The organism is Micromonospora sp. NBC_01655 (assembly GCF_026339755.1).
GTDB lineage: Bacteria > Actinomycetota > Actinomycetes > Mycobacteriales > Micromonosporaceae > Micromonospora.
In genome coordinates this window covers 2,360,414-2,384,689 of record NZ_JAPEQF010000001.1, presented here as the reverse complement: position 1 = coordinate 2,384,689, position 24,276 = coordinate 2,360,414, and the positions used below count along the sequence as shown (strand labels likewise).

General features: G+C 75.2%; 18 protein-coding genes and 1 pseudogene. 14 read left to right on the top strand and 5 right to left on the bottom strand.

Features of this window, described 5'->3' with window-relative positions:
* Positions 1–816: 816 nt before the first annotated feature.
* From OOK41_RS11355 to OOK41_RS11345, 3 genes are all read left to right on the top strand, one after another.
* Positions 817–2,802, top strand: a complete 1,986-nt coding sequence (locus OOK41_RS11355) for a bifunctional adenosylcobinamide kinase/adenosylcobinamide-phosphate guanylyltransferase (protein ID WP_266264460.1) — start codon at positions 817–819, stop codon at positions 2,800–2,802.
* Positions 2,792–3,601, top strand: coding sequence for an adenosylcobinamide-GDP ribazoletransferase (locus OOK41_RS11350; RefSeq protein ID WP_266264458.1), 810 nt, complete (start codon positions 2,792–2,794; stop codon positions 3,599–3,601). Before OOK41_RS11355 ends, OOK41_RS11350 begins: the two co-directional genes overlap by 11 nt.
* Positions 3,602–3,665: 64 nt before the next feature.
* Positions 3,666–4,952 carry a DUF2314 domain-containing protein gene (locus OOK41_RS11345; RefSeq protein ID WP_266264457.1) on the top strand — a complete coding sequence of 429 codons (1,287 nt, stop codon included), beginning with the start codon at positions 3,666–3,668 and terminating at the stop codon, positions 4,950–4,952.
* An 89-nt stretch (positions 4,953–5,041) separates the two neighbouring features.
* Here OOK41_RS11345 and gcvT read toward each other — a convergent pair whose 3' ends face one another.
* A complete protein-coding gene (gene gcvT / locus OOK41_RS11340) occupies positions 5,042–6,172 on the bottom strand; it encodes a glycine cleavage system aminomethyltransferase GcvT (RefSeq protein ID WP_117668971.1) in 1,131 nt (376 codons plus the stop codon).
* A gap of 163 nt (positions 6,173–6,335) precedes the next feature.
* On the opposite strand from gcvT, the gene OOK41_RS11335 reads away from it, so the two are divergent.
* Positions 6,336–7,907, top strand: coding sequence for a leucyl aminopeptidase (locus OOK41_RS11335; protein WP_117668972.1), 1,572 nt, complete (start codon positions 6,336–6,338; stop codon positions 7,905–7,907).
* A 105-nt stretch (positions 7,908–8,012) separates the two neighbouring features.
* On the opposite strand, the gene OOK41_RS11330 is transcribed toward OOK41_RS11335, so the two are convergent.
* Positions 8,013–8,342: a hypothetical protein gene (locus OOK41_RS11330; protein WP_117668973.1), complete on the bottom strand. Its 330-nt coding sequence runs from the start codon at positions 8,340–8,342 to the stop codon at positions 8,013–8,015.
* A 177-nt stretch (positions 8,343–8,519) separates the two neighbouring features.
* On the opposite strand from OOK41_RS11330, the gene lpdA reads away from it, so the two are divergent.
* From lpdA to OOK41_RS11300, 6 genes are all read left to right on the top strand, one after another.
* A complete protein-coding gene (lpdA, locus tag OOK41_RS11325; RefSeq protein WP_117668974.1) occupies positions 8,520–9,911 on the top strand; it encodes a dihydrolipoyl dehydrogenase in 1,392 nt (463 codons plus the stop codon).
* A 73-nt stretch (positions 9,912–9,984) separates the two neighbouring features.
* Positions 9,985–11,787 (top strand): 2-oxoglutarate dehydrogenase, E2 component, dihydrolipoamide succinyltransferase, encoded by a 1,803-nt coding sequence (sucB, locus tag OOK41_RS11320; RefSeq protein ID WP_266264453.1) that lies wholly within the window; start codon positions 9,985–9,987, stop codon positions 11,785–11,787.
* Between the two features lie 134 nt (positions 11,788–11,921).
* On the top strand, positions 11,922–13,259 hold the full coding sequence (locus tag OOK41_RS11315) for a low temperature requirement protein A (protein ID WP_266264451.1): 1,338 nt from the start codon (positions 11,922–11,924) through the stop codon (positions 13,257–13,259).
* Positions 13,260–13,403: 144 nt separating this feature from the next.
* Complete coding sequence (locus OOK41_RS11310; RefSeq protein ID WP_266264449.1) at positions 13,404–13,919, top strand: hemerythrin domain-containing protein; 516 nt, start codon at positions 13,404–13,406, stop codon at positions 13,917–13,919.
* A 193-nt stretch (positions 13,920–14,112) separates the two neighbouring features.
* Positions 14,113–15,045 carry an LLM class flavin-dependent oxidoreductase gene (locus OOK41_RS11305; RefSeq protein ID WP_266264447.1) on the top strand — a complete coding sequence of 311 codons (933 nt, stop codon included), beginning with the start codon at positions 14,113–14,115 and terminating at the stop codon, positions 15,043–15,045.
* 210 nt (positions 15,046–15,255) lie between these two features.
* Positions 15,256–16,155 (top strand): TIGR01777 family oxidoreductase, encoded by a 900-nt coding sequence (locus tag OOK41_RS11300; protein ID WP_266267781.1) that lies wholly within the window; start codon positions 15,256–15,258, stop codon positions 16,153–16,155.
* Positions 16,156–16,203: 48 nt separating this feature from the next.
* Here the strand turns inward: OOK41_RS11300 and OOK41_RS11295 are convergent, their stop codons facing one another.
* Entirely contained in the window at positions 16,204–17,454 is a 1,251-nt protein-coding gene (locus tag OOK41_RS11295) for a PHB depolymerase family esterase (RefSeq protein ID WP_266264445.1), read from the bottom strand.
* Positions 17,455–17,657: 203 nt separating this feature from the next.
* Complete coding sequence (locus OOK41_RS11290) at positions 17,658–18,044, bottom strand: SCO5389 family protein (protein ID WP_117669012.1); 387 nt, start codon at positions 18,042–18,044, stop codon at positions 17,658–17,660.
* Between the two features lie 115 nt (positions 18,045–18,159).
* On the opposite strand from OOK41_RS11290, the gene OOK41_RS11285 reads away from it, so the two are divergent.
* From OOK41_RS11285 to OOK41_RS11275, 3 genes and pseudogenes are all read left to right on the top strand, one after another.
* Positions 18,160–19,971, top strand: coding sequence for a DUF2079 domain-containing protein (locus tag OOK41_RS11285; RefSeq protein WP_266264440.1), 1,812 nt, complete (start codon positions 18,160–18,162; stop codon positions 19,969–19,971).
* 66 nt (positions 19,972–20,037) lie between these two features.
* Positions 20,038–20,685: a lipoyl(octanoyl) transferase LipB gene (gene lipB, locus OOK41_RS11280; protein WP_117669014.1), complete on the top strand. Its 648-nt coding sequence runs from the start codon at positions 20,038–20,040 to the stop codon at positions 20,683–20,685.
* A gap of 25 nt (positions 20,686–20,710) precedes the next feature.
* Positions 20,711–20,989, top strand: a pseudogene (locus OOK41_RS11275) (VOC family protein); the annotation flags it as partial.
* Between the two features lie 459 nt (positions 20,990–21,448).
* On the opposite strand, the gene aspS reads toward OOK41_RS11275, so the two are convergent.
* Positions 21,449–22,735, bottom strand: coding sequence for an aspartate--tRNA(Asn) ligase (aspS, locus tag OOK41_RS11270; RefSeq protein WP_266264436.1), 1,287 nt, complete (start codon positions 22,733–22,735; stop codon positions 21,449–21,451).
* Positions 22,736–23,184: 449 nt separating this feature from the next.
* Here aspS and lipA point away from each other — a divergent pair, with 449 nt between their 5' ends.
* The gene (lipA, locus tag OOK41_RS11265; RefSeq protein WP_266264434.1) at positions 23,185–24,195 is read left to right on the top strand and encodes a lipoyl synthase; all 1,011 of its coding nucleotides are present in this window, start codon (positions 23,185–23,187) and stop codon (positions 24,193–24,195) included.
* Positions 24,196–24,276: the final 81 nt, after the last annotated feature.

Genomic DNA, 24,276 nt, shown 5'->3' with positions numbered 1-24,276 from the left:
GCCGGCGCCTCGCCCTGGCCGGGGTCGCCGGCGCGGTGGTCGCGGTGCTGGTCGCCGTGGTCGCCGTGACGAAGCTGTGGCCGGCCGGGGAGCCGGCGTCGCCGGAGCGGCGGACGGCGCTGACCGTCGGCTCGGCGTCCGCCACGCCCGCGCCGGACGGCACCAGTCCGGCGCACCCGGCCCGGCCCGGCGCGACCGGGGCCGCCGACCCGACCGCCCCGGCCGGGTCCGCCCGCCCCACCGCCTCCGCCCGGCCGACACGCTCGGCCGCCGACGGGGCCACGCCCCACCCCTCCGGTGCCGGGAGTGCCACCACCGCGCCGACCACGGCCGCCCCGCCGAAGCCGAACCCGTACACGGCGGCGCAGGCCTGCGGCAGCGGGTACCAGGTGATCGACACGGCCACCCTCACCGGCTCCGACGGGGTCCGGCGGGGTCGGGTGTTCCTGCTCTACCAGACCTCGACCGGCCGGAACTGCGTGGTCACGCTCAAGGACACCGCCGTCGGCGTCAAGTCGGCCGTGTCGGCGTACCTGGAGGTGAAGGGGAAGGCCCGCAGCACCGACAGCGGCTCCTTCGCGTACTACGCCGGGCCCGTGCGGGCCGACGCCGACCGGACCTGCGTGCGATGGGGCGGCGCGGTCGGCGGGGTCGGCTACGGCAGCCCGTTCGAGCACTGCGGCTGAGCCGGGCCGGCGGCGGCGACACCAGGGGACCGGTCGACGCAGGTGGGCCGGGACGGCGGCGACGCCCGGCCACCGGTCACCGGTACGGGCCGGCGGGCGGGGCGGCGTCCGGCGGCCTTAAGGTACGGGCATGTCCGTTGACGGGTGGAACACGGTCCTGGTGCTCGGCGGTATCCGCTCCGGCAAGTCCGAGTTCGCGGAGTCGCTGGTGGCCGACTCGCCCACGGTGCGCTACGTGGCGACCTCGGCGACCGGCGACCCGGAGGACGCCGAGTGGGCGGCCCGGCTGGAGGCGCACCGGAGCCGCCGCCCGGGGAGCTGGACCACCGAGGAGACCGCCGACGACCCGCGCCGGCTGGCCGACGTCGTCTCCTCGGCCGGGCCGAACGACACGCTGCTCGTCGACGACCTCGGCGGCTGGGTGACGGTGCTGCTCGACCCGGCCCACCAGCCGGCGGACGACACGGCGACCATCGCCGAGCTGGCCGCGGCGGTCCGTGACTGCCCGGCACGGGTGGTGCTGGTCAGTCCCGAGGTGGGGCTGTCGCTGGTGCCGACCACCCCGCTGGGCCGGGCGTTCACCGACGCCCTCGGGGCGGCCAACCGGGCGGTCGCCGACGCGTGCGACGCGGTGGTCCTGGTGGTCGCCGGCCAGGCGAGCTGGTTGAAGCCCGCCGCCGTCCCGCGCACCGCCACCGTCCCGACGCAGGCCGGGCAGGGCCAGGGCACGCCGGCCGGGCAGGGCACCGGCCGGGCCGCGCCGGTGCCGGCGACCGGCGACGCGTCCACGCGGTCGGAACCGGCCACCGCCCGGCCCGACGGCGGCGAGCGGGAGGCCGCGCTGCCGGACGTGCTCACCCCGGCCGCCCCGCCGGAGCCGGCCGGCGCGCCGTGGTCGGCGCCGACCATGGCGCTGCCGATGGTCACCACGGGCCTGGTCATCCAGGCCGGCATGGAGCTGCCCATGCCCGACGAGTACGCCGGGCCGCAGGCGGTGCAACGGCTCGCCACCCTGGACGTGCCCGGTTCCGGGCTGGGCGTGCTGGAACGGGTCGTCGGCTTCGCCGCCGCCACCCAGGGCACCGCCACCCCGACGCCCTGGGACAGCGTGCGGGTGCTGCTGCTGCACGGCGACCACGCCGGGAACGCCGCCGCCGGGTCCGTGCCCGGCGAGTCGGCCCGGCTGGCCGCGCAGGCCCGCGCCGGCCGGGGCGTGCTGGCCCGGCTGGCCGCCGACAGCGGCGCCGGCCTCCAGGTGGTGGACGCGCCGAGCGCCGGGCCGATGGAGGACGCGCCCGCGCTGGACCACGAGGCGGTGGAGAAGGCCCTGCGGTACGGCTGGCGGCTGGCCGAGGGGGCCGCCGACGCGGGCGTACGGCTGCTCGTGCTGGCGGCGTGCGGCGCCGGTGCCGACGCCGCCGCGGCGGCGGTGCTCGCGGCGACCGCCGGCGCGGAGCCGCCGGCCGTGCTCGGCCGGGTGGTGACGGCGAGCGGCGAGATCGACGACGCAGCCTGGATGCGGCGCTGCGCGGCGGTCCGGGACGCGATGCACCGGACCCGGCGGTCCCCCCGGGACGCCAAGGACATCCTGGCCGAGCTGGGCGGCGGCGACATCGCGGTGGCGACCGGCGTGCTGCTCGGCGCGACCGCCCGCCGGATCCCGGTGCTGCTGGACGGCCCGGTCGGCCTGGCCGCCGGCATGGTCAGCCGGGACCTGGCCGGGCAGGCCCGGCACTGGTGCCTGCTCGCCGACTGCGGCGGCCACCCGGCGGTCCGGCTCGCCGCCGACGTGCTGGGCCTGACCCCGCTGCTGGACCTGCGCCTCGACCTGGGCGAGGGCGCCAACGCGCTGACCGCCCTGCCGCTGTTGCGCTCGGTGCTGTCGCTGGCCGCCGCGCTGCCCACCCGCCCGGGGCCCGGCGGCGACGGCGGGCAGGACGGCGACGAGGCGGGCGACGGCGGGGCGGGCGACGGCGGGGCGGACCGCGGTGCCGATGCGGACCCGGACGCCGGCGAGCCCGACTTCCGCGAGCCGGAGCCGGCCGGCCCCGGGCCGGCCACCACCGGGCCGGACGAGCCGGCCCAGCCGGACCCGGCCGGCTGGCGTGCCGGCTGAACCCGACGAACGGTCCGGGCCCGACCGGCGGGCCGGGCGAGGTCTCGCCGACGGCGTCCGGCTCGCGCTCACCACGTTCAGCGTCCTGCCGGTGCGCGCCGGTCGGGTGGACCGGGCCACGGCGGGTATCGCGATGGCGCTGGCCCCGGCGGTCGGCGCGCTGCTCGGAGCGGCGCTGGCCGGGACCCTGCTGCTCCTCGCCGCCGCCGCCGCGCCGCTGGTCGCGGCGGGGGTGACGGTCGCGGCGGGCGCCCTGCTCACCCGGGGGCTGCACCTGGACGGGCTGGCCGACACCGTGGACGCGCTCGGGTCGTACCGGCGGGGGTCGGCGGCGTTGGAGATCATGAAGAAGCCGGACGTCGGCCCGTTCGGGGTGGCCGCGCTGGTGGTCGTACTGCTGGTGCAGGCGGCGGCGCTCGCGGAGCTGGCGGGCCGGTCGTGGCCGGCGGCGCTCGCGGCGGTGGTGACGGCGACGGCGGCCGGTCGGCTCGGGGTCACCCTGGCCTGCCGCCGCGGCGTGCCGGCGGCCCGGCCGGACGGGCTGGGCGCGCTGGTCGCCGGCACCGTCGGCCCGGTCGCGGCGGCGCTCGGCACGGCCGCCGTCGTGGCCGTCTCGATCGCCGCCGTGCCGGGCCGCCCGTGGCAGGGGCCGCTCGTCGTGCTCGCCGCCGGCGCCGTCGCGGTCCCGCTGCTGCGCCACGTGGTACGCCGCCTCGGCGGGATCACCGGCGACGTGCTCGGCGCCGCCGTGGAACTGGTCACCACGCTGGTCTACCTGGGTCTGGTGCTGACCCGCTGATCCGGGCACGTCGGCCGGGTAGCGTTTCGGGCGACAGGCCGGCGCGGGGAGACGGGGGACCCACATGCTCATCACCGACGACTTCCTGCCCGTCCCGGTCCCCGAGTCGCTCAGCGCCACCTACCTGGTGCCGATGACGGGGCTGCCGAGGGTCAGCGCGAAGACCGCCGTGCGGGCGCTGGCCGGCCGGCTCGCCGAGCCGGTGCACGGGCTGGCCACCCAGATGCTGGACAGCCCGCTGATGAGCGTGGACACCCGGTCGATCGCCGAGTTCCCCGCGCTGCCGCCGGACCTGCTCACCGCGTTCGGGGCGACCGGGGCGCAGCTCGACCGGCTCGCCGCGGCCACCCACCTGGTGGTCGTGCAGGCGGAGTACCGGCCGGGCTGGCCGCCCGCGCACGAGTGGGCGGCCCGGGCGGTCGCCGCCGCGGTCGCCGAGACCGTCGACGGCGACGTGGTGGACGTCTTCGGCCTCCAGTTCCTCGGCCCGGCGGCGGCGCTGCGTTCGCTGCCCGACGAGCAGGGCCGGATCCGGCTCGTCGACTGGGTGCTGGTGCCGTACTCCTCGGACGCCGACGGGCTGTGGTTCACCACCAAGGGGTTGCGCCGGTTCGGGCTGATGGAGTTGCAGACCCAGGGGGTGCCCGACCACCTCACCCGGGCCTGGGGCGCGGTGCTGACCGGAGCGGCCCGCCGGCTGCTGCGGGACTGGACCGACGCGCTGGCCGGCGAGGAGGTGCCGGCGTTCGTGCAGCTTCCGGTGCTCGCCACGATCACCGGGCACGACATCGCGGTGGCGTACGGCAATCCGGAGCAGCACGGGGCGACCGCGCCGGTGCTACTGCGGCTGGAGCTGGACCCGGCCACGGACCCGGAGGCCGACTCGTTCCTGAGCCTGCGCCCGCCGCCGGGGCACCCGGGGCCGGCCGGAAAGTACTTCGCGGCGGCCTGCGCCACCCTGTTCAACGGCATCCAGCCGGACAAGCGCTACGCCCGCCGGGGCGACGCGATGAGCACGGCGATCGCCACCGCCCGGGCCGGCCTGGACGACGTCCGGGCCCGGTTCCTGGCCGGCCGGCTGCCCGGCGAGTCACAGCTCGTGGTCAAGTACGGCCTGCCGGGCGACGAGGGCCCGGAGTACGTCTGGGCCGGGGTGACCTCGTGGGAGTCCCCGGAGCGGATCGTCGGGGCCAGCGCCACCGACGCCGACACCGACCCCACGGTCCGCATCGGCTCCCCCGTGGCGATCGAGGCGGCGGACGTCGTCGACTGGGCGGTGCTCGACGGCACCGGCGTCGTCGAGGGCGGCTGGACCCAAGCAGTCCTCGACGCCGGCGGTCCCCCCGCCTAACCCACCCACCCCATCCCACCCCCTTCCTCGCCCAACGGGGCTGGACCGGGCCCGAGGCCGGGTGGGGGTGGGGTGAGGGGTGGGGTGGGTCAGCGGACCGAGGGGGTGACGAACGGGGGGCGGGTGAGGCGCATGGGGGCCCGGCGGCCCCGGATGTCCACCTCGACCGTGTCGCCGTCGGCGAGGGCGGCGGACGTGTCGAGCAGGGCCAGGGCGATGCCCTGCTTGCGGGTCGGCGAGAAGGTGCCGCTGGTCACCGTGCCGACCCGCGTGTCGCCGGCGTACACCGGCATGCCGGGGCGCGGGATGGCCCGGTCGACCGCCACCAGGCCGCGCAGCGTGCGTGCCGGGCCGGCGGCCTTCTCGGCGCGCAGCGCGTCGCGCCCCCAGAACGCCGGCTTGTCCCAGCCGACCGCCCAGCCCGAGCGCGCCTGCACCGGGGTGATCTCCGGCGACAGGTCCTGCCCGTGCAGCGGGTACCCCATCTCGGTGCGCAGGGTGTCCCGGGCCGCCAGCCCGCAGGCCCGAAGCTCGTACGCCTGGCCGGCGGCGAAGATCGCGTCCCAGACCGGGACGGCGTGCTCGGCCGGCACCACCAGCTCGTAGCCCAGCTCGCCCGTGTAGCCCGTGCGGCAGACCACCAGGTCGGCGCCGGCCAGGGTCGCCGGGCGGAAGCTCATGTAGCCGTGGTCGGTGGGCAGGCCCAGCGCGCCGAGCAGCTCCGTCGAGCGCGGCCCCTGCACGGCCAGCACCGCGTACGCCTCGTGCTCGTCGGTGACGACCAGCGACTCCGGGGCGGCGGCACGCAGCCGGCGGACCACCTCGGCGGTGTTCGCGGCGTTCGGGACCAGGAAGACGTGGTCCTCGGCGTGCAGGTAGGCGATGATGTCGTCGACCACGCCGCCCGTCGCGTCGTCGCAGCAGAGCGTGTACTGCGCCTGGCCGGGGCCGATCCGGCCGAGGTCGTTGCTGAGGCAGGCGTTGACGAAGTCCGCCGCCCCGGGCCCGACCACCCGGGCCTTGCCCAGGTGCGACACGTCGAACACCCCGACCCCGGCGCGGACCGCCGTGTGCTCCTTGAGCACCCCGCCGCCGGCGTACTCCAGCGGCATCTCCCAGCCCCCGAACGGGGCGAACTTGGCGCCGAGGGCGGTGTGCCGCCCGTGCAACGGGGAACGGCGCAGCCGGGTCGCGGCGGCGTCGGAGGTCACGTCGGTCATGGGTGGCAACTTACCGGTGTCTGAACGGCTGGTTAGCATCGGCGGGACCCCGCCGGAGCAGTTCGGTGGGACAGCCAATCGTCCGGCGGGTAGGTTGCCGCCGGAGACCTTCATCGCCGGTACGCGACGACGCGGCCGGCCCGGCCCGCCCGGAGTAGCTTCAGTGACATCGTCCAGCACCACCATCAGCCTGGTCGACACCGACCCCGCCGAACTCGCCGTCGACGCGATCGTGATCGGCCTGCACAGTCAGACCGCAGAGCAGGACGCCGCCAGCGGTCCGGCCGGCGCGCTGCTGCTCGCCAGCGGCGCCGAGAGCATCGCCGCCGCCTTCGACGGCAAGCTGACCGAGACGCTGGCGTTGCTCGGCGCGACCGGCGCCCCGGGCGAGGTGATCAAGCTGGCCACCCTGGGCACCGTCACCGCCCCGGTCGTCGCCGCGGTCGGGCTCGGCGCGGAGCCGACCGGCGCCGCCCCGGCGCCGGAGACGCTGCGCCGGGCCGCCGGCTCGGTGGTCCGGGCCCTGGCCGGGGCGCGCCGGGTGGCGCTGACCCTGCCGCTGCCCGACGACGCCGACGCCCCCGCCGCGCTGCGCGCGGTCGCCGAGGGCGCGCTGCTCGGCTCGTACCGCTTCGCCGGGTACAAGACCCGGCCGCAGCCGGCCCGGCGGGAGCCGGTGGCCGAGGTGCTGATCGCCGTCCCGGAGGCCGGCGACGCGACCGCCCGGGCGGAGGTCGAGCGGGCGCAGGCGGTGGCCGGCGCGGTCCGGCTCACCCGGGACTGGGTGAACACCGCACCGAACATGTTGCGTCCGCCGGCGTTCGCCGACGCGGTGGCCGAGGCCGCGCGGGCGGCCGGGCTGGGCGTCGAGGTGCTCGACGAGGCGGCCCTGGCGGCCGGCGGCTACGGCGGCATCATCGCCGTCGGCCAGGGCTCCGAGGCCCCGCCGCGCCTGGTCAAGCTGACCTACACGCCCGAGGGCGGCGGCACCGGCAAGCGGGTGGCGCTGGTCGGCAAGGGCATCACCTTCGACACCGGCGGCATCTCGATCAAGCCGGCGCAGGGCATGTGGGAGATGAAGTCCGACATGGGCGGCGCGGCGGCGGTCGGCGCGGCCATGCTGGCGATCGCCGCGCTCAAGCCGCCGGTCGCGGTGACCGGGTACCTGCCGATGGCCGAGAACATGCCGTCGGGCACGAGCTACCGGCCGGGCGACGTGATCACCATGTACAACGGCAAGAAGGTGGAGGTGCTCAACACCGACGCCGAGGGCCGGATGGTCCTGGCCGACGCCCTCGCCCGGGCCTGCGAGGACGGCGCCGACTACCTGTTCGAGACCTCCACCCTGACCGGCGGCCAGGTGATCGCGCTGGGCAAGCGGATCGCCGGCGTGATGGGCACCCCGGAGCTGTGCGAGCGGGTCCGGGTGGCCGGCGACGCCGTCGGCGAGCCGGCCTGGCCGATGCCGCTGCCGGACGACGTGCGCAAGGGCATGGACTCCGACGTCGCCGACATCTCGCAGGTCAACGCCGGCATGGACCGGGCCGGGCACATGTTGCAGGGCGGGGTGTTCCTGCGCGAGTTCGTCACCGACGAGGTGGCCTGGGCGCACATCGACATCGCCGGCCCCAGCTACCACTCGGGCGAGCCGACCGGCTACTGGACCAAGGGCGGCACCGGCGTCCCGGTCCGTACCCTGGTCCACCTGGTCGAGGACGTCGCCACCAACGGCTGACCCCCCGCGCACACGTAGAGACGCGCACTTTCACGGAAAGAGTGGCCATTCCGCGCGGGATGGCCGCTCTTTCCGTGAAAGAGGGGCCCGCAGGGGCTGCGGGGGTCAGGGGTGGTGGGGGCGGCGCTTGCGGCGCTCGTTGTAGTCGCGCATGCGCTGCGGGTAGCCCATCAGGCGCACGTCGTAGACCGGGATGGCCAGCTTGTGGGCGAAGCGGCGGGCCCCCTCGGGGCCGTCGATGCGCCGGCGGGTCCACTCCCCGTCGTCGGCGATCAGGATCACCGTGGTCTCGGTGACGGTGGTCCGCGGTTCGATGTACGCCTCGACGCCCCGCCGGGTCCGGACGAAGTTCTCGAGATGATCGAGATCACCCCGGTCCGCGGGACGGTCCCGGCCCGCCGGGCGCGCCTGCTTGCGTCGTCGGAACAGCGCCACCGACCGTCTCCCCCAGATCCGTCATCGAAACCGGTGCCAAGCGTACGTGTCGGGGACGTGTCGTTGGGCACCTCAGTACGCGTCCGATGCGTGGTGGTGACAAGATGACCGAGGTGGGGTCTGTCCGTGCCACCCTGCCGTGACCCCCGATGCAGTGACGCGAACTGGGAGTTGGACGTGAGCGAGCCGAACGACGCAACCTTCGACATCGTCATCCTCGGAGGTGGCAGCGGCGGCTACGCGACCGCACTGCGCGCCGTCCAGCTGGGTCTGACCGTCGCATTGGTCGAGAAGGGCAAGCTCGGCGGGACCTGCCTGCACAACGGCTGCATCCCGACGAAGGCCCTGCTGCACGCCGCCGAGATCGCCGACCAGACCCGCGAGTCGGAGCAGTTCGGCGTGAAGGCCGAGCTGGTCGGCATCGACATCGCGGCGGTCAACTCGTACAAGGACGGCGTGGTCTCCCGGCTCTACAAGGGCCTGCAGGGCATGCTGAAGGGCAACAAGTCGATCACCATCGTCGAGGGCCACGGCAAGCTGGTCGCCCCGAACGCCGTCGAGGTCGACGGCAGGCGGTACACCGGCCGCAACGTCGTGCTGGCCTCCGGCTCGTACGCGAAGAGCCTGCCCGGCCTGGACGTCGACGGTGAGAAGATCATCACCAGCGACCACGCGCTGACCCTGGACCGGATCCCCTCCTCCGCGATCGTGCTCGGCGGCGGCGTGATCGGCGTCGAGTTCGCCAGCGTGTGGAAGTCCTTCGGCGTGGACGTGACGATCGTCGAGGCGCTGCCCCGGCTGGTCGCCGCCGAGGACGAGGAGTCGTCGAAGGCGCTGGAGCGGGCCTTCCGCAAGCGGAAGATCAACTTCAAGGTCGGCAAGCCGTTCGAGAAGGTCGAGAAGACCGCCAGCGGCGTCAAGGTCACCATCGCCGGCGGCGAGACCGTCGAGGCCGAGCTGCTGCTGGTCGCCGTGGGTCGCGGCCCGAACACCGCCGGCCTCGGGTACGAGGAGCAGGGCGTGCGGACCGACCGCGGCTACGTGCTGACCGACGAGCGGCTGCGCACCGGCGTGCCGAACGTGTACGCCGTCGGCGACATCGTGCCCGGCCTCCAGCTCGCCCACCGCGGCTTCCAGCAGGGCATCTTCGTCGCCGAGGAGATCGCCGGCCAGAACCCGGCCGTGATCGACGAGGCCGGCATCCCGCGCGTCACCTACTGCGACCCGGAGCTGGCGTCGGTCGGCCTCACCGAGGCCAAGGCCAAGGAGCAGTACGGCGCCGACAAGGTCAAGACGTACAACTACAACCTGGGCGGCAACGGCAAGAGCCAGATCCTCAAGACCGCCGGCTTCGTGAAGCTGGTGCGGGTCGAGGACGGCCCGGTGGTCGGCGTGCACATGGTCGGCGCCCGGGTCGGCGAGCTGGTCGGCGAGGCGCAGCTCATCTACAACTGGGAGGCGTACCCGGCCGAGGTGGCGCAGCTCGTGCACGCCCACCCGACCCAGAACGAGGCCCTGGGCGAGGCGCACCTCGCCCTCGCCGGCAAGCCGCTGCACGCGCACGCCTGATCGAGAACTGATTCCGCGGCGTCCGGCGGCAGACGGGCGAGATCGCACCAGGGGAATGAAGGAGTCTTAGAACATGCCGGTATCGGTCACCATGCCTCGGCTCGGCGAGAGCGTCACCGAGGGCACCGTCACCCGCTGGCTCAAGCAGGAGGGCGACACCGTCGAGGTCGACGAGCCGCTGCTCGAGGTCTCGACCGACAAGGTCGACACCGAGATCCCGTCCCCGGCGGCGGGTGTGCTGAGCCGGATCGTGGTGGGCGAGGACGAGACCGCCGAGGTGGGCAGCGAGCTGGCCGTCATCGCCGGCGAGGGCGAGTCCGCGGGCGGGGCCGCGCCGCAGCAGGAGGAGCCGGCCGAGGAGGCCGCCGAGGCCGCCGCCGAGCCGCAGGCCGAGGCGGAGCAGCCGGCCGTCGAGGAGCCGGCGGCCCAGGCCGCCCCGGCCCCGTCGGGCCAGGGCACCCCGGTCAAGATGCCGGCCCTGGGCGAGAGCGTCACCGAGGGTACGGTGACCCGCTGGCTCAAGCAGGTCGGCGACGCCGTCGAGGTGGACGAGCCGCTGCTGGAGGTCTCCACCGACAAGGTCGACACCGAGATCCCGTCGCCGGTCGCCGGCACCCTGCTGGAGATCAAGGTCGCCGAGGACGAGACCGCCGCGGTCGGCGCCGACCTGGCGATCGTCGGCGCGGCCGGTGCCGCCCCGACCGAGGCGAAGCCGGCGCCCAAGCCGGAGGCCAAGCCCGAGCCGAAGCCGGAACCGAAGGCCGAGGCCGCCCCGGCGAAGGTCGAGGAGCCGACCCCGGGCCAGTCGTACAACGAGCCGGCGGCCGAGGCCGAGACGGCGGCCAAGCCGGCGCAGGCCGAGCAGCAGGCCCAGCCGACGGCCCCGACCGCCACCCCGGCGCGCCCGTCGGCGCCCGCGGGCGGCGAGGAGGCGGCCGGTTACGTGACCCCGCTGGTGCGCAAGCTGGCCGGCGAGCACGGCGTGGACCTGTCCTCGCTCACCGGCACCGGCGTCGGCGGCCGGATCCGCAAGCAGGACGTGCTGGCGGCGGCGGAGAAGGCGAAGGCGGCGAAGGCCGCGCCGGCCCCGGCGGCGCAGCCGGCCGGCCCGGCGGCCCCGGCCAGGCCGGCCGCGAAGCCGCAGCCGAGCGCGAAGCGCGGCACCACCGAGAAGCTGCCCCGGATCCGGGCGACCATCGCCAAGCGGATGCAGCAGTCGCTGCACGAGATGGCGCAGCTCACCACGGTCGTCGAGGTGGACGTCACCAAGGTCGCCAAGCTGCGGGCCAAGGCCAAGGACTCGTTCCAGCAGCGGCACGGCGTGAAGCTGTCGTTCCTGCCGTTCTTCGCCCTCGCTGCGGTCGAGGCGCTCCAGGCGTACCCGATCGTCAACGCCAGCATGGACCTCGACGCCGGCACGATCACCTACCCGCAGGCCGAGCACCTCGGCATCGCGGTGGACACCGAGCGCGGCCTGATGGTGCCGGTGATCCACGGCGCGGGTGACCTCAACCTGGGCGGGATCGCCAGGCGGATCGCCGACCTGGCCGAGCGCACCCGCACCAACAAGATCAGCCCGGACGAGATCGCCGGGGCGACGTTCACGCTGACCAACACCGGCAGCCGGGGCGCGCTGTTCGACACCCCGATCGTGCCGTCGCCGCAGTCGGCGATGCTCGGCACGGGTGCCGTGGTGAAGCGCCCGGTCGTGGTCAACGACCCGGAGCTGGGCGAGGTCGTCGCGGTCCGCTCGATGGTCTACCTAGCCCTGTCGTACGACCACCGGCTGATCGACGGCGCGGACGCGGCCCGCTTCCTGGTCGCGGTCAAGGAGCGGCTGGAGGCCGGCAACTTCGAGGCCGAACTCGGCCTGTAACTCCCGCTGTCCCACCCGACGGGCGCCCCGGTCACACCGACCGGGGCGCCCGTCGGCACAGTCCTCGACGTACCGCCCGAGGAGCTGAGCCGAATCCCCACCGGGAGCCCCCCGGACGCTGCGAGAGTGGACGGGTGGGCGGCAATCGACTGCGGAGGCTCGGCCCGGTCGTGGCAGTCGCCCCGGGTGCCCGCGTCGACAGGTTCGAGATCTTCTTCGACCTGGTCTTCGTCTTCTCGTTCTTCATCATCACCCGGGCCACCGCCGCCGAGATCACCGGCGCGTCCCTGCTGCACGCCATGCTGGTGCTCGCCGTGCTCTGGTGGACCTGGGTGGTGCACAGCGTGGTGGCCACCCGGATCCGGCTCGGCCAGGGCTTCGTCCCGGTGCTGATGGTCGTCGCGATGGCGGCGCTCTTCTGCTTCGCGCAGGCGCTGCCCCAGGCCTTCGGCGACCCGCGCGGGGGCGCCGCCGGGCCGGTGGTCGTCGTGGTCAGCTACGTGGTCATCCTCGGCGTGCACCTGTTCCTCCTCTCCCTGCACGCCGAACGGAACAGCGCGGAGGGGCGCCGGCAGTTTCTCCGGTTCGCCCCGGTGATGGGGCTCAGCACGTTCCTGCTGCTCGCCGCAGCGCTGGTCCCCGCCATGGTCCACGGCCCGGGCCGGGCGAACCTGGTCCGGGACGGGCTCTGGGCGGCCGTGGTGCTGCTCCAGTACGCCACGGGACTCTTCGGCACCAAGGGTTGGGAGGTGCAGTCGGCGGAGCACTGGACGGAACGCTACGACCTCATCCTGATCATCGCGCTGGGCGAGTCGGTCATCTCGGTCGGCGTCGGCAGCAACCTCCTCGGCCAGCCGCCGACCTGGCCGGCGCTCGCCGCGGCCGTCCTCGGCATCTTCTTCACCGCGGCGCTGTGGTGGGCCCACTACGACGTCATCGGGCCGGCCGCCCGGATCGCGCTGCACGTCGCGAAGGGCCGCCCCCGGGCGACGATGGCCCGCGACGCGTTCGCCTACCTCTACCTGCCGATGATCGCCGGGATCATCCTGTTCGCCCTGGGCGCCGAGGAGATCGTGCACGGGATCACCAACCCCACCGTGCCCGTCGGCGAGCCGGCCCACGGCCCGTCCGTGCCCCTGCTCTTCGGCGGGGTGATCTGCTACCTGTGCGGGAACATGCTGTTCCAGCTCCGCACGCTGCGCACGCTGACCTGGACCCGGGTCGTCGCCGTCGTGCTGCTCACCGCCGGCATCCCGGTCGGTGCCCGCCTGCCCGGGCTGGCCGCCCTGGGGCTGTTGACCGCGATCTGCGTGGGCCTGGTCGCGGTCGAGGTGATCACCATGGCGGAGGGCCGGCTCGCCCTGCACGAGGAGGTCACCCGCGAGCGCACCAGCCACGAGGCGCACGAGGCCGCCTGGCGGGCCCGGTGGCGCGCGAAGGCCCCCGGCGAGCACCCCTCCGGCGAACGGTGACCGACCCGCGGGCCGAGCGCGCCGGGCGCGGGCCGCGGGGGCGGCGCGCGGCCACCACGGTCGGTAGGATCATCGCCAGCGTCGCGGTGCACCCGGCAAGGAGACCGCCGAGGGCATGGAGGCGCGGGACCGTACGGGACTGACGTGCACCCTTCCCCCGGGCCGGGCGACCGGTTCACGGCGCTCGGCACCCAGTTGATCGAGATCCACCACTGGCTCCGCGAGGAGTTGGCCCGGCTCCGGGCGAGCCTCGAACCCGGCGCGGTCCCGCCGAACGGCGGCGACCGGCTGCGCAGCCTGCGGGCCCACTGTCTCAGCTTCTGCTCCGCCCTCACAGCGCACCACACCGGCGAGGACGGCGGCGCGTTCCGGGTGCTGGCCGAGGAGGCGCCGCAACTGCGGCCGGTCCTGGCGAAGCTCGCCCAGGACCACCGGCTGATCGACGGCATCGTGCGCCGGATCGAGGAGCTGGTCGCCGGGCCGCCGGCCGCCGACCCGGCCGCCGCCGCCCGGGTGCTCGCCGAGCTGGACGGCCTCACCGCCATCGTCGAGTCGCACTTCGGCTTCGAGGAGCGGACGATCGTCATCGCGCTCGACGCGCTGCGCGCCGACGCCGGCACCGCCGAGGAGCTGTACGGCCTCGCCCCGCCCGCCTGGTGACCCCGACCCCCGACCGGGCCGGGCCGGGCCGCGACGGCCGCGCCGGGTTCAGCGGGCCGGACTGGGTTCAGCGGGCCGGGCCGGGCCGGGTTCAGCGGGCCGGGCAGGGTTTCAGCGGTCGGCGGATTCGCCGGTCGGCAGAATCCGGCCCGGCGCGCTGGCCCGTTCGGCACCGGCACCGCACGCTGGGCTGATGGCGACCTTCTCCCTCCAGTCCGCCCCCACTGACGCCGCGAGCTGGCTCGCCCTGGCCCGTCGGGCCGAGGCCGCCGGCTATGACACGCTGCTCGCCGCCGACCACCCGGGCTCCTGCGGCGACCCGTTCGTCGCGCTGGCCGCCGCCGCGTCGGTGACCTCGACGATCGGGCTCGGCTCGTACGTGTCGAACCTGGGCGTCCGCGAGCCGATGCTGCTCGCCGCCGACGTGGCCACGCTCGACGTGGTCTCCGGCGGCCGGGCCCGCCTCGGCGTCGGCGCCGGCCACACCCCGGCCGAGTGGCGCGCGGTCGGCCGGGAACGCCCCGACGTGGCCGGCCGGGTCCGCCGCTGCCTCGCCGTCACCGAGGCGGTACGCGCCCTGCTCGACGGGGCGGAGGTCACCGTGGACTCCCCCGAGCTGACCGTGCACGCCGCCCGGCTGACCTCGCCCCGGCCGGTGCAGGAGCGCATCCCGCTGACCGTCGGGACGTCCAACTCGACGCTGCTGCGCTGGGCCGGGGCGCACGCCGACGTGGTCGGGCTGGCCGGCCTCGGCCGTACCCTCGAGGACGGCCACCAGCACGAGGCCCGGTGGCGGGCCGACCAGATCGGGGCGCAGCTCGCCCGCGTCGCCGAGGGGGCGGCGGGCCGGGCGAACCCACCGGCGCTGGAGGCGCTGGTGCAGACCGTCGTGGTGACCGACGACGCGGAGGCCGCCGCCGCCGAGCAGGCCGGCCGGAACGGGCTCACCGTCGCCGAGCTGCTGGCCACGCCGTTCGTGCTGATCGGCACCGAGGACGAGATCGTCGCGGCGGTCGCCGAGCACGAGCGCCGCTGGGGGGTCACCCGCTTCGTGGTCCGCGCCGACGCCCTCGACCCGCTCACCCCGGTACTCGCCCGCCTGGCCGGTGACGGTCGCCCGGCGTAGGTGCCCCTTCGGGTGGTCCCGGTACCGACGGAACAGCGAACCGGCGAAGTCCGGGGTGCCGACGACGTGCGCGGGCGGGCCCCGCAGTGGCTGGGCTGGTTCACCGACGGGCGGCCCGACGCGCCCTGGGCGACCCGGGTCGCCCAGGTGCGGGTGATCGAGATCCGCTCGCCGCGTCCGGTCGGGGCCGCGGGCGGCGAAGATATGGGTATGCGCATTCTCATGGCCGGCGCGTCCGGCTTCCTGGGCACCCGGCTGGTCGGCCGCCTCACCGCCGGGGGACACCAGGTCACCCGCCTGGTCCGGCGGCCGGCGCGCACTCCCGACGAGCGACAGTGGAAGCCGTCCGCCGCCCAGCTCGACCCCGGGGTGGTCGCCGACGCCGACGCCGTGGTCAACCTGGCCGGCGCCGGTGTCGGCGACAAGCGGTGGAACGACGGGTACCGGCGGCTGATCCGGTCCAGCCGGGTGGACAGCACGACCACCCTGGCCATCACGATCGCCGGGCTGCCGACCGCCGACCGGCCGGCGGTGCTGCTGAACGCCTCCGCCGTCGGCTGGTACGGCAACACCGGCGACCGGATGGTCGAGGAGGACGCCCCGGCGGGCGAGGGCTTCCTCGCCGACGTCTGCCGGGTCTGGGAGGCGGCCACCCGCCCGGCCGAGGACGCCGGGGTACGGGTGGTCCGGCTGCGCACCGGGCTGCCGCTGCACCGCGACGGCGGGATGCTCAAGCCGCAGCTCCTGCCGTTCAGGCTCGGCGTCGCGGGACGGCTGGGCAGCGGCCGGCAGTGGCTGCCGTGGATCTCGATGGCCGACTGGCTGCGCGTGGCGGAGTTCCTGCTGGACCGCGACGACCTGGCCGGACCGGTCAACGGGGTCGGCCCGGCCCCGGTCACCAACGCCGAGTTCACCAGGGAACTGGCCCGCCAGCTCCATCGCCCGGCGGTGCTGCCGATCCCGGCGGTGGCCCTCAGGGTGGCCCTCGGCGGCTTCGCGCAGGAGGCCCTGACCAGCGCCCGGGTCCTGCCCGCCGTGCTGCGCCGGGCCGGCTTCGCCTACCACCACCCCGATTTGGCCGGCGCCCTGCACGCCGCCCTGACCGACTGACCGGTACGGGGCCCGGCCCGGGCAGGCGGGACCCGTGCCGGAGCGCCCTCAGCAGCCGATCACCCAGTAGTCGGTGGCGGTGCGCCTGAGCGTGGACGTGTAGAAGGTGTTGTAGAGGCCCATCCGCTGGTTGCTGCCGAGGGCGTACGCGTAGCCGCCGGACTGGTACGCCCGCCCGGCGCTGACGTGGGCGTAGTTGCTGGCGGTGACGCACGTCGGGACGGCGGTCGGGGTGGCGGTCGGCGTGGCGGTCGGCGTCGGCGTGGGGGTGGGCGACGCGGTGGCCGTCGGGGTCGGGGTGGCCGTCGGGGTCGGGGTGGTCCCGCCGCCGCCGAGACCGAAGAACTGCGCGTCGCGGTACGTGGAGCAGATGGTGTCCAGGAAGTACGCCCCGGCGGTGCCGCACTGGTCGGCGCCGGAGCCCGGGTCGACGGGGGTGCCGTGGCCCATCCCGGAGACCCGCTGGAGGCGGACCGCGTCGTTGCCGTACACCTCCAGGCTGGTGCCGGCGGGCAGCGACGCCGTGCTGGTGGGGGTCTGGGAGACGCCGAGCACGTTGGTCCACTGGTCGCGCGACTCGACGGCGTTGGCCGGCACGACGGTGCTGTCCGAGGTGCCGTGCCAGATCGACACCCGGGGTCGGCGGCCGGTGTAACCGGGGTACGCGGACCGGACCAGGTCGCCCCACGCGGCCGGGGTCTTGTCCACCCCGCTGTACTGGCAGGTGCTGGTGGCGGCGGGCGGCGAGCAGCGGTAGGGCAGGCCGGCGATGACCGAGCCGGCGGCGAAGAGGTCCGGGTAGGTGGCGAGCATGACCGAGGCCATCCCCCCGCCCGCCGAGAGCCCGCTGAGGTAGATCCGGTTGCCGTCGAGGCCGTAGGTGGACTTCGCGTACCCGACCATCTGTGCGATCGACAGCGCCTCGCCCCGGCCCCGGGTGATGTCCCCCTCGGTGAACCAGTTGAAGCAGCTCAGCGCCTGGTTGGCGGACGACTGCTGGGGCACGATCAGGGCGAACTTCCACTGGTCGGCGTACTTCTGCCAGCCGGAGCTGGCGAAGTAGCCCGACGCGTTCTGGGTGCAGCCGTGCAGCAGCACGACGGCCGGGGCAGCCGCCGGCAGGCCGTCGGGGCGGTACGCGTACATGGCGAGGTTGCCGGGGTTGGAGCCGAAGCCGGTGACCTGGGTGAGGCTGGCGGCCTGGGCGGGCGCGGCGACGGCGACCGTGGCCGCCGCGGCGAGCGCGGCCCCGGCGACCGCCCCGGTGAGCCGGGTGAGCAGGGTGGTGGAGCGGCGCACGGCGGCCTCCTGTGGCGGATTGTGAACTGGGTCACCCCCGAGTTGCCGCGACGTTACGTCCCTGTTTCCGACCGGCGACATGGCCGCCGCTCACACATTCACGCCCGCCGACGTGTGCCCCCGCCCGGCGGCACCCGGCCGCCGGGCGGACGCCGCGGGGTCCCGGCCGCGCGGGATGCGCGGCCGGGACCCCCGCGCCCCCGTCAGCAGTTGCGCAGCTCCGGGGACTGGTTGCGGATCTGGGCCAGCGGCGAGACGAACTGCCGGTACTCGTCGCTGTCGACCAGCGCGGGCGGGAAGGCCGCCACCCGGTGGCAGTTCTGGAAGGCGAGCCGCACCCCGAAGTGCCGCTCCAGGCCACCCCGGATGGCGTCGCTGGCCAGCGCGCGCAGCAACTGCCCCCGCTCGGCCTCCGACGGCGGCGGCACGGCGTGGTCGGCCACCCGGCCGCCGGCCGCGCGCCCGGCCACGTCCGAGACGACCAGCCAGGCGTACGGCAGGGAGCGCCGCACGCAGTCGACGAACTCGGCGTCGTCGATCCGGCCCGCCTCGGCCCGCTCCAGCAGGGCGGTGGGTACGTCGAGAGACATGTTCTCCTCCGATCAACACAGGACAGCGTTGATGCAATTGGAAGTCATTTCCAACAAACGGTCAAGCCTTCGTGTCTGACCGGCGTGTCCAGTTCCGGTTGGTAACGTCCGCTGCGTGCCGTCCTCCCCGTCCCCGACCACCGGGCCGCCGCCCGCCGCCCGCCGCCGCGACCGGCGCGCCGACCTGACCGTCGTCCTCGTGGCGCTGGCGCTCGCGGTCTGGGTGACCAGCGGGCTGTGGCGGGATCCGGACCAGCGGGCGATCACCGTGAACTCCAGCGACCAGGCGCTGTTCGAGTGGCTGCTCGCCTTCGGCGGGCACGCGCTCACGCACGGGGAGAACCCGCTGTTCACGTACCTGATCAACGTTCCCGACGGGGTGAACCTCGCGGTCAACACCTCGATCACCGTGTACGCGGCGGTCTTCGCCCCGCTGACCTACCTCGTCGGGCCGCCGGCGACGTTCCTGGTGATCCTCACCCTCAACCTGGCCGCCACGGCGGTGGCCTGGTACCTGCTGCTGTCCCGGCAGTTCGTCCGCAGCCGGCTCGCGGCGGCGGTCGGCGCGCTGTTCGTCGCGTACTCCCCCGGCATGGTGTCGCACGCCAACGCCCACCTGAACTGGACGGCCGGCTGGCTCGTGCCGCTGCTGGTCTGGCGGCTGTTCGCGCTGCGCCGCCCCGGGCACTGGCTGCGCGACGGGGTCGCGCTCGGCGTCGCCGTCGCGGTGGCCTTCTCCATCGCCGCCGAGGGGCTGTTCTTCACCGCCCTGGCGCTCGGCGTCTTCCTGCCCGTCTGGGCGCTGCACCCGGGCCGCCGGGCCGCCGCCCGGGCCGCGCTGCCCACCTTCCTGCGCGGGCTCGGCGTCACCGCGCTGACCGCCGGGGTGCTGCTGGCGTACCCGCTGTGGCTGCACTTCGCCGGGCCGCAGCGGTTCCACGGCACCGGCTTCGACCCGATCATCCACTCCGAGGACATCGCCGCGTACTGGGCGTACCCGCGCCGGTCGCTGGCGGGCGAGGCGGGCCTGGGCACCTCGCTCGCGCCCAACCCGACCGAGGAGAACTCGTTCTTCGGGGTGCCGCTGCTGCTGCTCACCGGGGTCTGCTTCGCCTTCCTCTGCTGGCGGGACCGGGCCCGCCGGGCCACCGTGTGGGCGCTCGGCGTCACCGCCGTGGTCTTCGCGGTGCTGTCCTGGGGCCCCCGGGCCACATGGAACGGCGAGCGCACCGACCGGCCGCTGCCGTTCCTGCTGCTGGACAACCTGCCGGTGGTCAACGCCGCCCTGCCGTCCCGGCTGGCCCTGGTGGTGGCCCCGGTGATCGGGCTGCTGCTGGCGTACACCGTCGACCGGCTGCGGGCCGATCCGCCTTCGCGCGCCGCGTCCGCCGCCTGGGTCGTCGGCTTCGCGGCGGCGCTGCTGCCACTGCTGCCCACCCCGCTGCTGACCAGCGTCCGCGAGCCGGTGCCGGCGTTCGTCACGGCCGGCACCTGGCGACAGTACGTCTCCCCGGGCGGGGTGCTCACCCCGCTGCCGCTGACCCTCGACGTGACCCCGGACGGGCAGCGCTGGCAGGCGTACGCGCTGGCCCACCGGCAGGGTGAGTTCCGCATCCCGGCCGGGTTCTTCCTCGGCCCGGGCGGCCCGGACGGCCGGGGCCGGATCGGGCCGCCCCCGCGCACCTTCGACACCCTGATGGACCAGGCCGGCCGGACCGGGCTGGTGCCGATCATCACCGAGGGCAGCATCGAGGAGTCCCTGGCCGACCTGCGGTACTGGGGCGTCGAGGTGGTCGTCCTCGCCGACCGGGTGCACGGCGCCAAGTACGACCTGGACGAGGAGGCCCTGCGCCGCACCGCCACCGCCCTGCTCGGCCCCCCGCAACGCGTCGACGACGTCTGGCTCTGGAAGGTCCCCCCGGCCTGACCCGACACGTCGGTGGTGAGGCGGCTCACCGCAGGTGACCGGCGGGTACGGGACTAGGCTGGTGGCGTGACCGCGACGATTCCGGGGCTTACCGCCGTCCGTGCAGGGGTGCTCGACTACCAGGCCGCGTGGGACGAGCAGCGGCGGCTGCACGAGGCCGTGGTGGCCGGCCTGCGCGGCGACACGGTGCTGCTGCTGGAGCACCCGAGCGTCTACACCGCCGGCAAGCGCACCGAGCCGTGGGACCGGCCGATGGACGGCACCCCGGTGGTCGACGTCGACCGGGGCGGCAAGATCACCTGGCACGGGCCGGGGCAGCTCGTCGGGTACCCGATCGTCAAGCTGCCCGACCCGGTGGACGTGGTCGCGTACGTGCGCCGGACCGAGCAGTTGCTGATCGACGTCTGCGCCGAGTTCGGGCTGGCCGCCGGCCGGGTCGAGGGGCGCAGCGGGGTCTGGGTGCCCGAGGACGCGAGGGGCCCGGCCCGCAAGGTCGCCGCCATCGGCATCCGGGTCGCCCGGGGGGTCACCCTGCACGGCTTCTCGATCAACTGCGACTGCGACCTGGCCTACTTCGACCGGATCGTGCCGTGCGGCATCCGCGACGCCGGGGTCACCAGCCTGACCGCCGAGCTGGGCCGTCCGGTCACCGTCGCCGACGTGCTGCCGGTGGTCGAGCGCCGCCTGCCCACCCTGGTCACCCTGCCCGCCTGAGCCGCCCAGGCCCGGCTGCCTTCACGGCCGCCCGAAGCGCTGGGTGGTGGTCCGCCCGCCGGGCGCGCGGACCGGCCTGCTGCTGGCCCGCGCCGACGGGGAGCGGCAGGAGGCGGCGGTCGCCGACCAGACCGCCGGCCGGGTCGGCTTCTTCCTCCGGGTCGACGACTTCGAGTCCACCCACCGCCGCCTCGTCGACGCGGGCGTCGAGTTCGTCAAGCCCCCGCGCACCGAACCGTACGGCCGGGTGGCCGTCTTCCGCGACATCGCCGGCAGCCCCTGGGACCTCCTCGGCCCGGCCTGACCCGTCCGGGCCTGCCCCGGCGCGACCTGACCCGGCGCGACCTGACCCGGCGCGGTGCAATCCGCCCTCCAGCTCCACCGGCTCCCCTGCGCCCCCCTCCGGAGCCCCCGTGCCCTCCCGGCCGGACGCGCCCGGCACGCTGCCCGTCGCGTGCTCGACAACGCGACCGACCACTCCGTTGACGCACCGTCACCACCCGCCCCCGCACCCACCCCCCTCCCCCACTCGCTTTGCTCTGCACCCACCGACGCGGCAGCTACTTCACGTGCCTGTCGCATCGGTGGGTGCAGAGCAAAGGGCGGGAGTGGGGGGTTGAGGTGGGCGGGGTCGGCGCAGGTCAGGGGCAGCCGTGGCGGGGTGGCCTGAGGCAGCCACCCCGCCACACCTGACGGTGGGTGACGGGGACGCCCGACCGGCCGGGCCGTGACGCCGCGTAGGCGCCGAACAGGAATCGGTCGGTCAGGGGGTGAGGCGGTGCAGGTCGCGGGGGAACGCGGTGGCCTCGCGGACGTTGGCCGCCCCGACCAGGCGGGCGACGAAGCGTTCCAGCCCGATCGCGAAGCCGCCGTGCGGCGGCATACCGTGCCGGAACGCGTCGAGGTAGCCCGCGTACGGCCCGACCGGCTCGCCGCGCCCCGCGAGGGCGGCCAGGTAGTCGTCGTACCGGTGCAGGCGCTGCCCGCCGGTGACCAGCTCGACACCCCGGAACAGCAGGTCGAACCCGTTGGAGTACGCCGGCCGCGCCGGGTCGGGGTGGGTGTAGAACGGCCGCTTCGCCATCGGGTACCCGGTGACGAAGAGGAAGTCGCTGCCGTGCTCCCGGCGGGTCCAGTCGCCCAGCGCCCGCTCGTGGGCGGGGGCGAGGTCCGGCTCGTCGGCCGGGGCCCCGGCGATGACCAGGGCCTCGGTGAAGTGCACGGCCGGAATCCGCGCCGGCACCTCCGGCGGGTTCACGCCGAGCGTGGCCAGGGCGCCGCCGGCCCGGTCCGCCACCGTCGCCAGCATCCCGGCGACGGTGTCCCGCAGCACGGTCATGACGTCCCGGTGGTCGGCCACGAAACCCAGCTCGGCGTCGAGCGAGGTGTACTGGGCCAGGTGCCGGACGGTGTCGTGCGGCTCGGCCCGGAACACCGGCCCGACCTCGTACACCCGCTCGAAGACGCCGACCATGAGCTGCTTGTAGAACTGCGGCGACTGGGCCAGGTACGCGGGCCGGCCGAACCAGTCCAGCGCGAAGACGTTCGCGCCCGACTCGGTGGACGAGCCGACCACCTTCGGGGTGTGGATCTCCACGAAGTCGCGGGCGTCGAGGGCGGCCCGGAACCCGGCCACCGCCGCCGCCGAGATGCGCAGCGTCGCCGCCCGGGTCGGGTGGCGCAGCGCGACAGGCGCGTGGTCGAGCTGGGTGGGCAGGGTGGCGGTCAGCGCCGGGCGGTACAGGTCGAACGGGGGCGGGACGGCAGGCGGGCCGAGCGGTCGTACCGTCGGGTCGGTCAGCTCGACCCCGGCGGGGGCCGTCGGGTTCGCGGTGGCCGTGCCGACCACCTCGACGACGGTCTCCTCGGTCAGCGCCTCGACGGCGGCGCGGACGGCCGGGTCGGTGACCACCACCTGGACCAGGCCGGCGGCGTCCCGCACGATCAGGAACGCCACCGACTTGAGCAGCCGGCGGCGGTGCACCCAGCCGGCGACCCGGACGGTCGCGCCGGCGTGGGCGGGGAGCTGGGTGGACAGGATGCGTTGCACGGCGGGTACCTCCTCGATCAATCGCAACGCGATCCCCGGGAGGTGTGGGCGAGCGGGTCCTCGCGGTGCCACCACACCTTCGCCCCCGCCGGCGGCGGGGGCCTCGTTCGTCGCCTGGTGACCGGGGCCAGCCGGGCGGGCTCTACTGGGCGGTGCCGACCGGACCCCTCCGGTGTCGGAGGGCGCCGTCGCGCACGCGCCGTTCTTCCCGCAGCTCGGGAGGGTCTTCGCGCGCCGACGCCGGACCGCCTCGCAGCGGACGGCGGCTCTCTGAACTGGCGGGGCGGCGCGCTACTCGGCTCCGTCACAGCTTTCCGGCAAGGTAGCACCCGGCCGTGGCGGGCGTAACGCGGTTTCTGCACCACCGGTGGGCGGCGTCACAGGGATTAGGGGGTGATGGGCGTCGCCTCACGTTCATCGACGCAGACCGTCGGGCGTAGGCTCGTTTCGTGACGATCGAGCAGCAATCCGCGCCGACGACGCCGACGACCGAGCAGCCGACGACCAGCCCCGCTGCGCGTACCGCGACGGTCGCCCCCGAGGGGCGGCGCATGCTGCGGATCGAGGCGCGCAACGCCGAGACGCCGATCGAACGCAAGCCGCCGTGGATCAAAGTCAAGGCCAAGATGGGGCCGGAGTACACCCAGCTACGCGGGCTGGTCTCGCGCGAGGGGCTGCACACCGTCTGCCAGGAGGCCGGCTGCCCGAACATCTACGAGTGCTGGGAGGACCGGGAGGCCACCTTCCTCATCGGTGGTGACCAGTGCACCCGGCGCTGTGACTTCTGCCAGATCGACACTGGCAAGCCGGCCGAGTTCGACGCCGACGAGCCGCGCCGGGTGGCCGAGTCCGTGGTGTCGATGGGACTGCGCTATGCCACGATCACCGGCGTCGCCCGCGACGACCTGCCCGACGGCGGCGCATGGCTGTACGCCGAGACGGTCCGCCAGATCCATGCCCTCCAGCCGGGCTGCGGCGTGGAGTTGCTGATCCCCGACTTCAACGCGGTCCCCGAGCAGCTCGCCGAGGTCTTCGGCTCGCGCCCGGAGGTGCTGGCGCACAATGTCGAGACGGTGCCGCGGATCTTCAAGCGGATCCGGCCGGCGTTCCGCTACGAGCGCTCGCTGGACGTGATCCGGCAGGCCCGCGCCGACGGCCTGGTCACCAAGAGCAACCTGATCCTCGGCATGGGTGAGGAGCGGGCCGAGGTGTCCCAGGCGCTGCGCGACCTGCACGAGGCGGGCTGCGAGCTGATCACCATCACGCAGTACCTGCGCCCGTCGCCCCGGCACCACCCGGTGACCCGCTGGGTCAAGCCGGAGGAGTTCGTGGAGCTGCGCGAGGAGGCCGAGGAGATCGGCTTCGCCGGGGTGATGAGCGGGCCGCTGGTGCGCTCGTCGTACCGGGCCGGCCGGCTCTACCGGCAGGCGCTGGAGGCCCGCGAGGCCGTCCGCGCCTGACCCGTCGGCGGGGGTACGGGCCAGGGGCGCTCCGATTCGGCGGCGCCCCCGCAGGCGTACCGCGCCGCCCCGCTGTTCGCC

Coding starts and splice junctions, on each gene's coding strand:
- OOK41_RS11355 (WP_266264460.1), top strand. CDS start 817: ATGTCCGTTGACGGGTGGAACACGGTCCTGGTGCTCGGCGGTATCCGC.
- OOK41_RS11345 (WP_266264457.1), top strand. CDS start 3,666: ATGCTCATCACCGACGACTTCCTGCCCGTCCCGGTCCCCGAGTCGCTC.
- gcvT (WP_117668971.1), bottom strand. CDS start 6,172: ATGACCGACGTGACCTCCGACGCCGCCGCGACCCGGCTGCGCCGTTCC.
- sucB (WP_266264453.1), top strand. CDS start 9,985: ATGCCGGTATCGGTCACCATGCCTCGGCTCGGCGAGAGCGTCACCGAG.
- OOK41_RS11305 (WP_266264447.1), top strand. CDS start 14,113: ATGGCGACCTTCTCCCTCCAGTCCGCCCCCACTGACGCCGCGAGCTGG.
- OOK41_RS11300 (WP_266267781.1), top strand. CDS start 15,256: ATGCGCATTCTCATGGCCGGCGCGTCCGGCTTCCTGGGCACCCGGCTG.
- OOK41_RS11290 (WP_117669012.1), bottom strand. CDS start 18,044: ATGTCTCTCGACGTACCCACCGCCCTGCTGGAGCGGGCCGAGGCGGGC.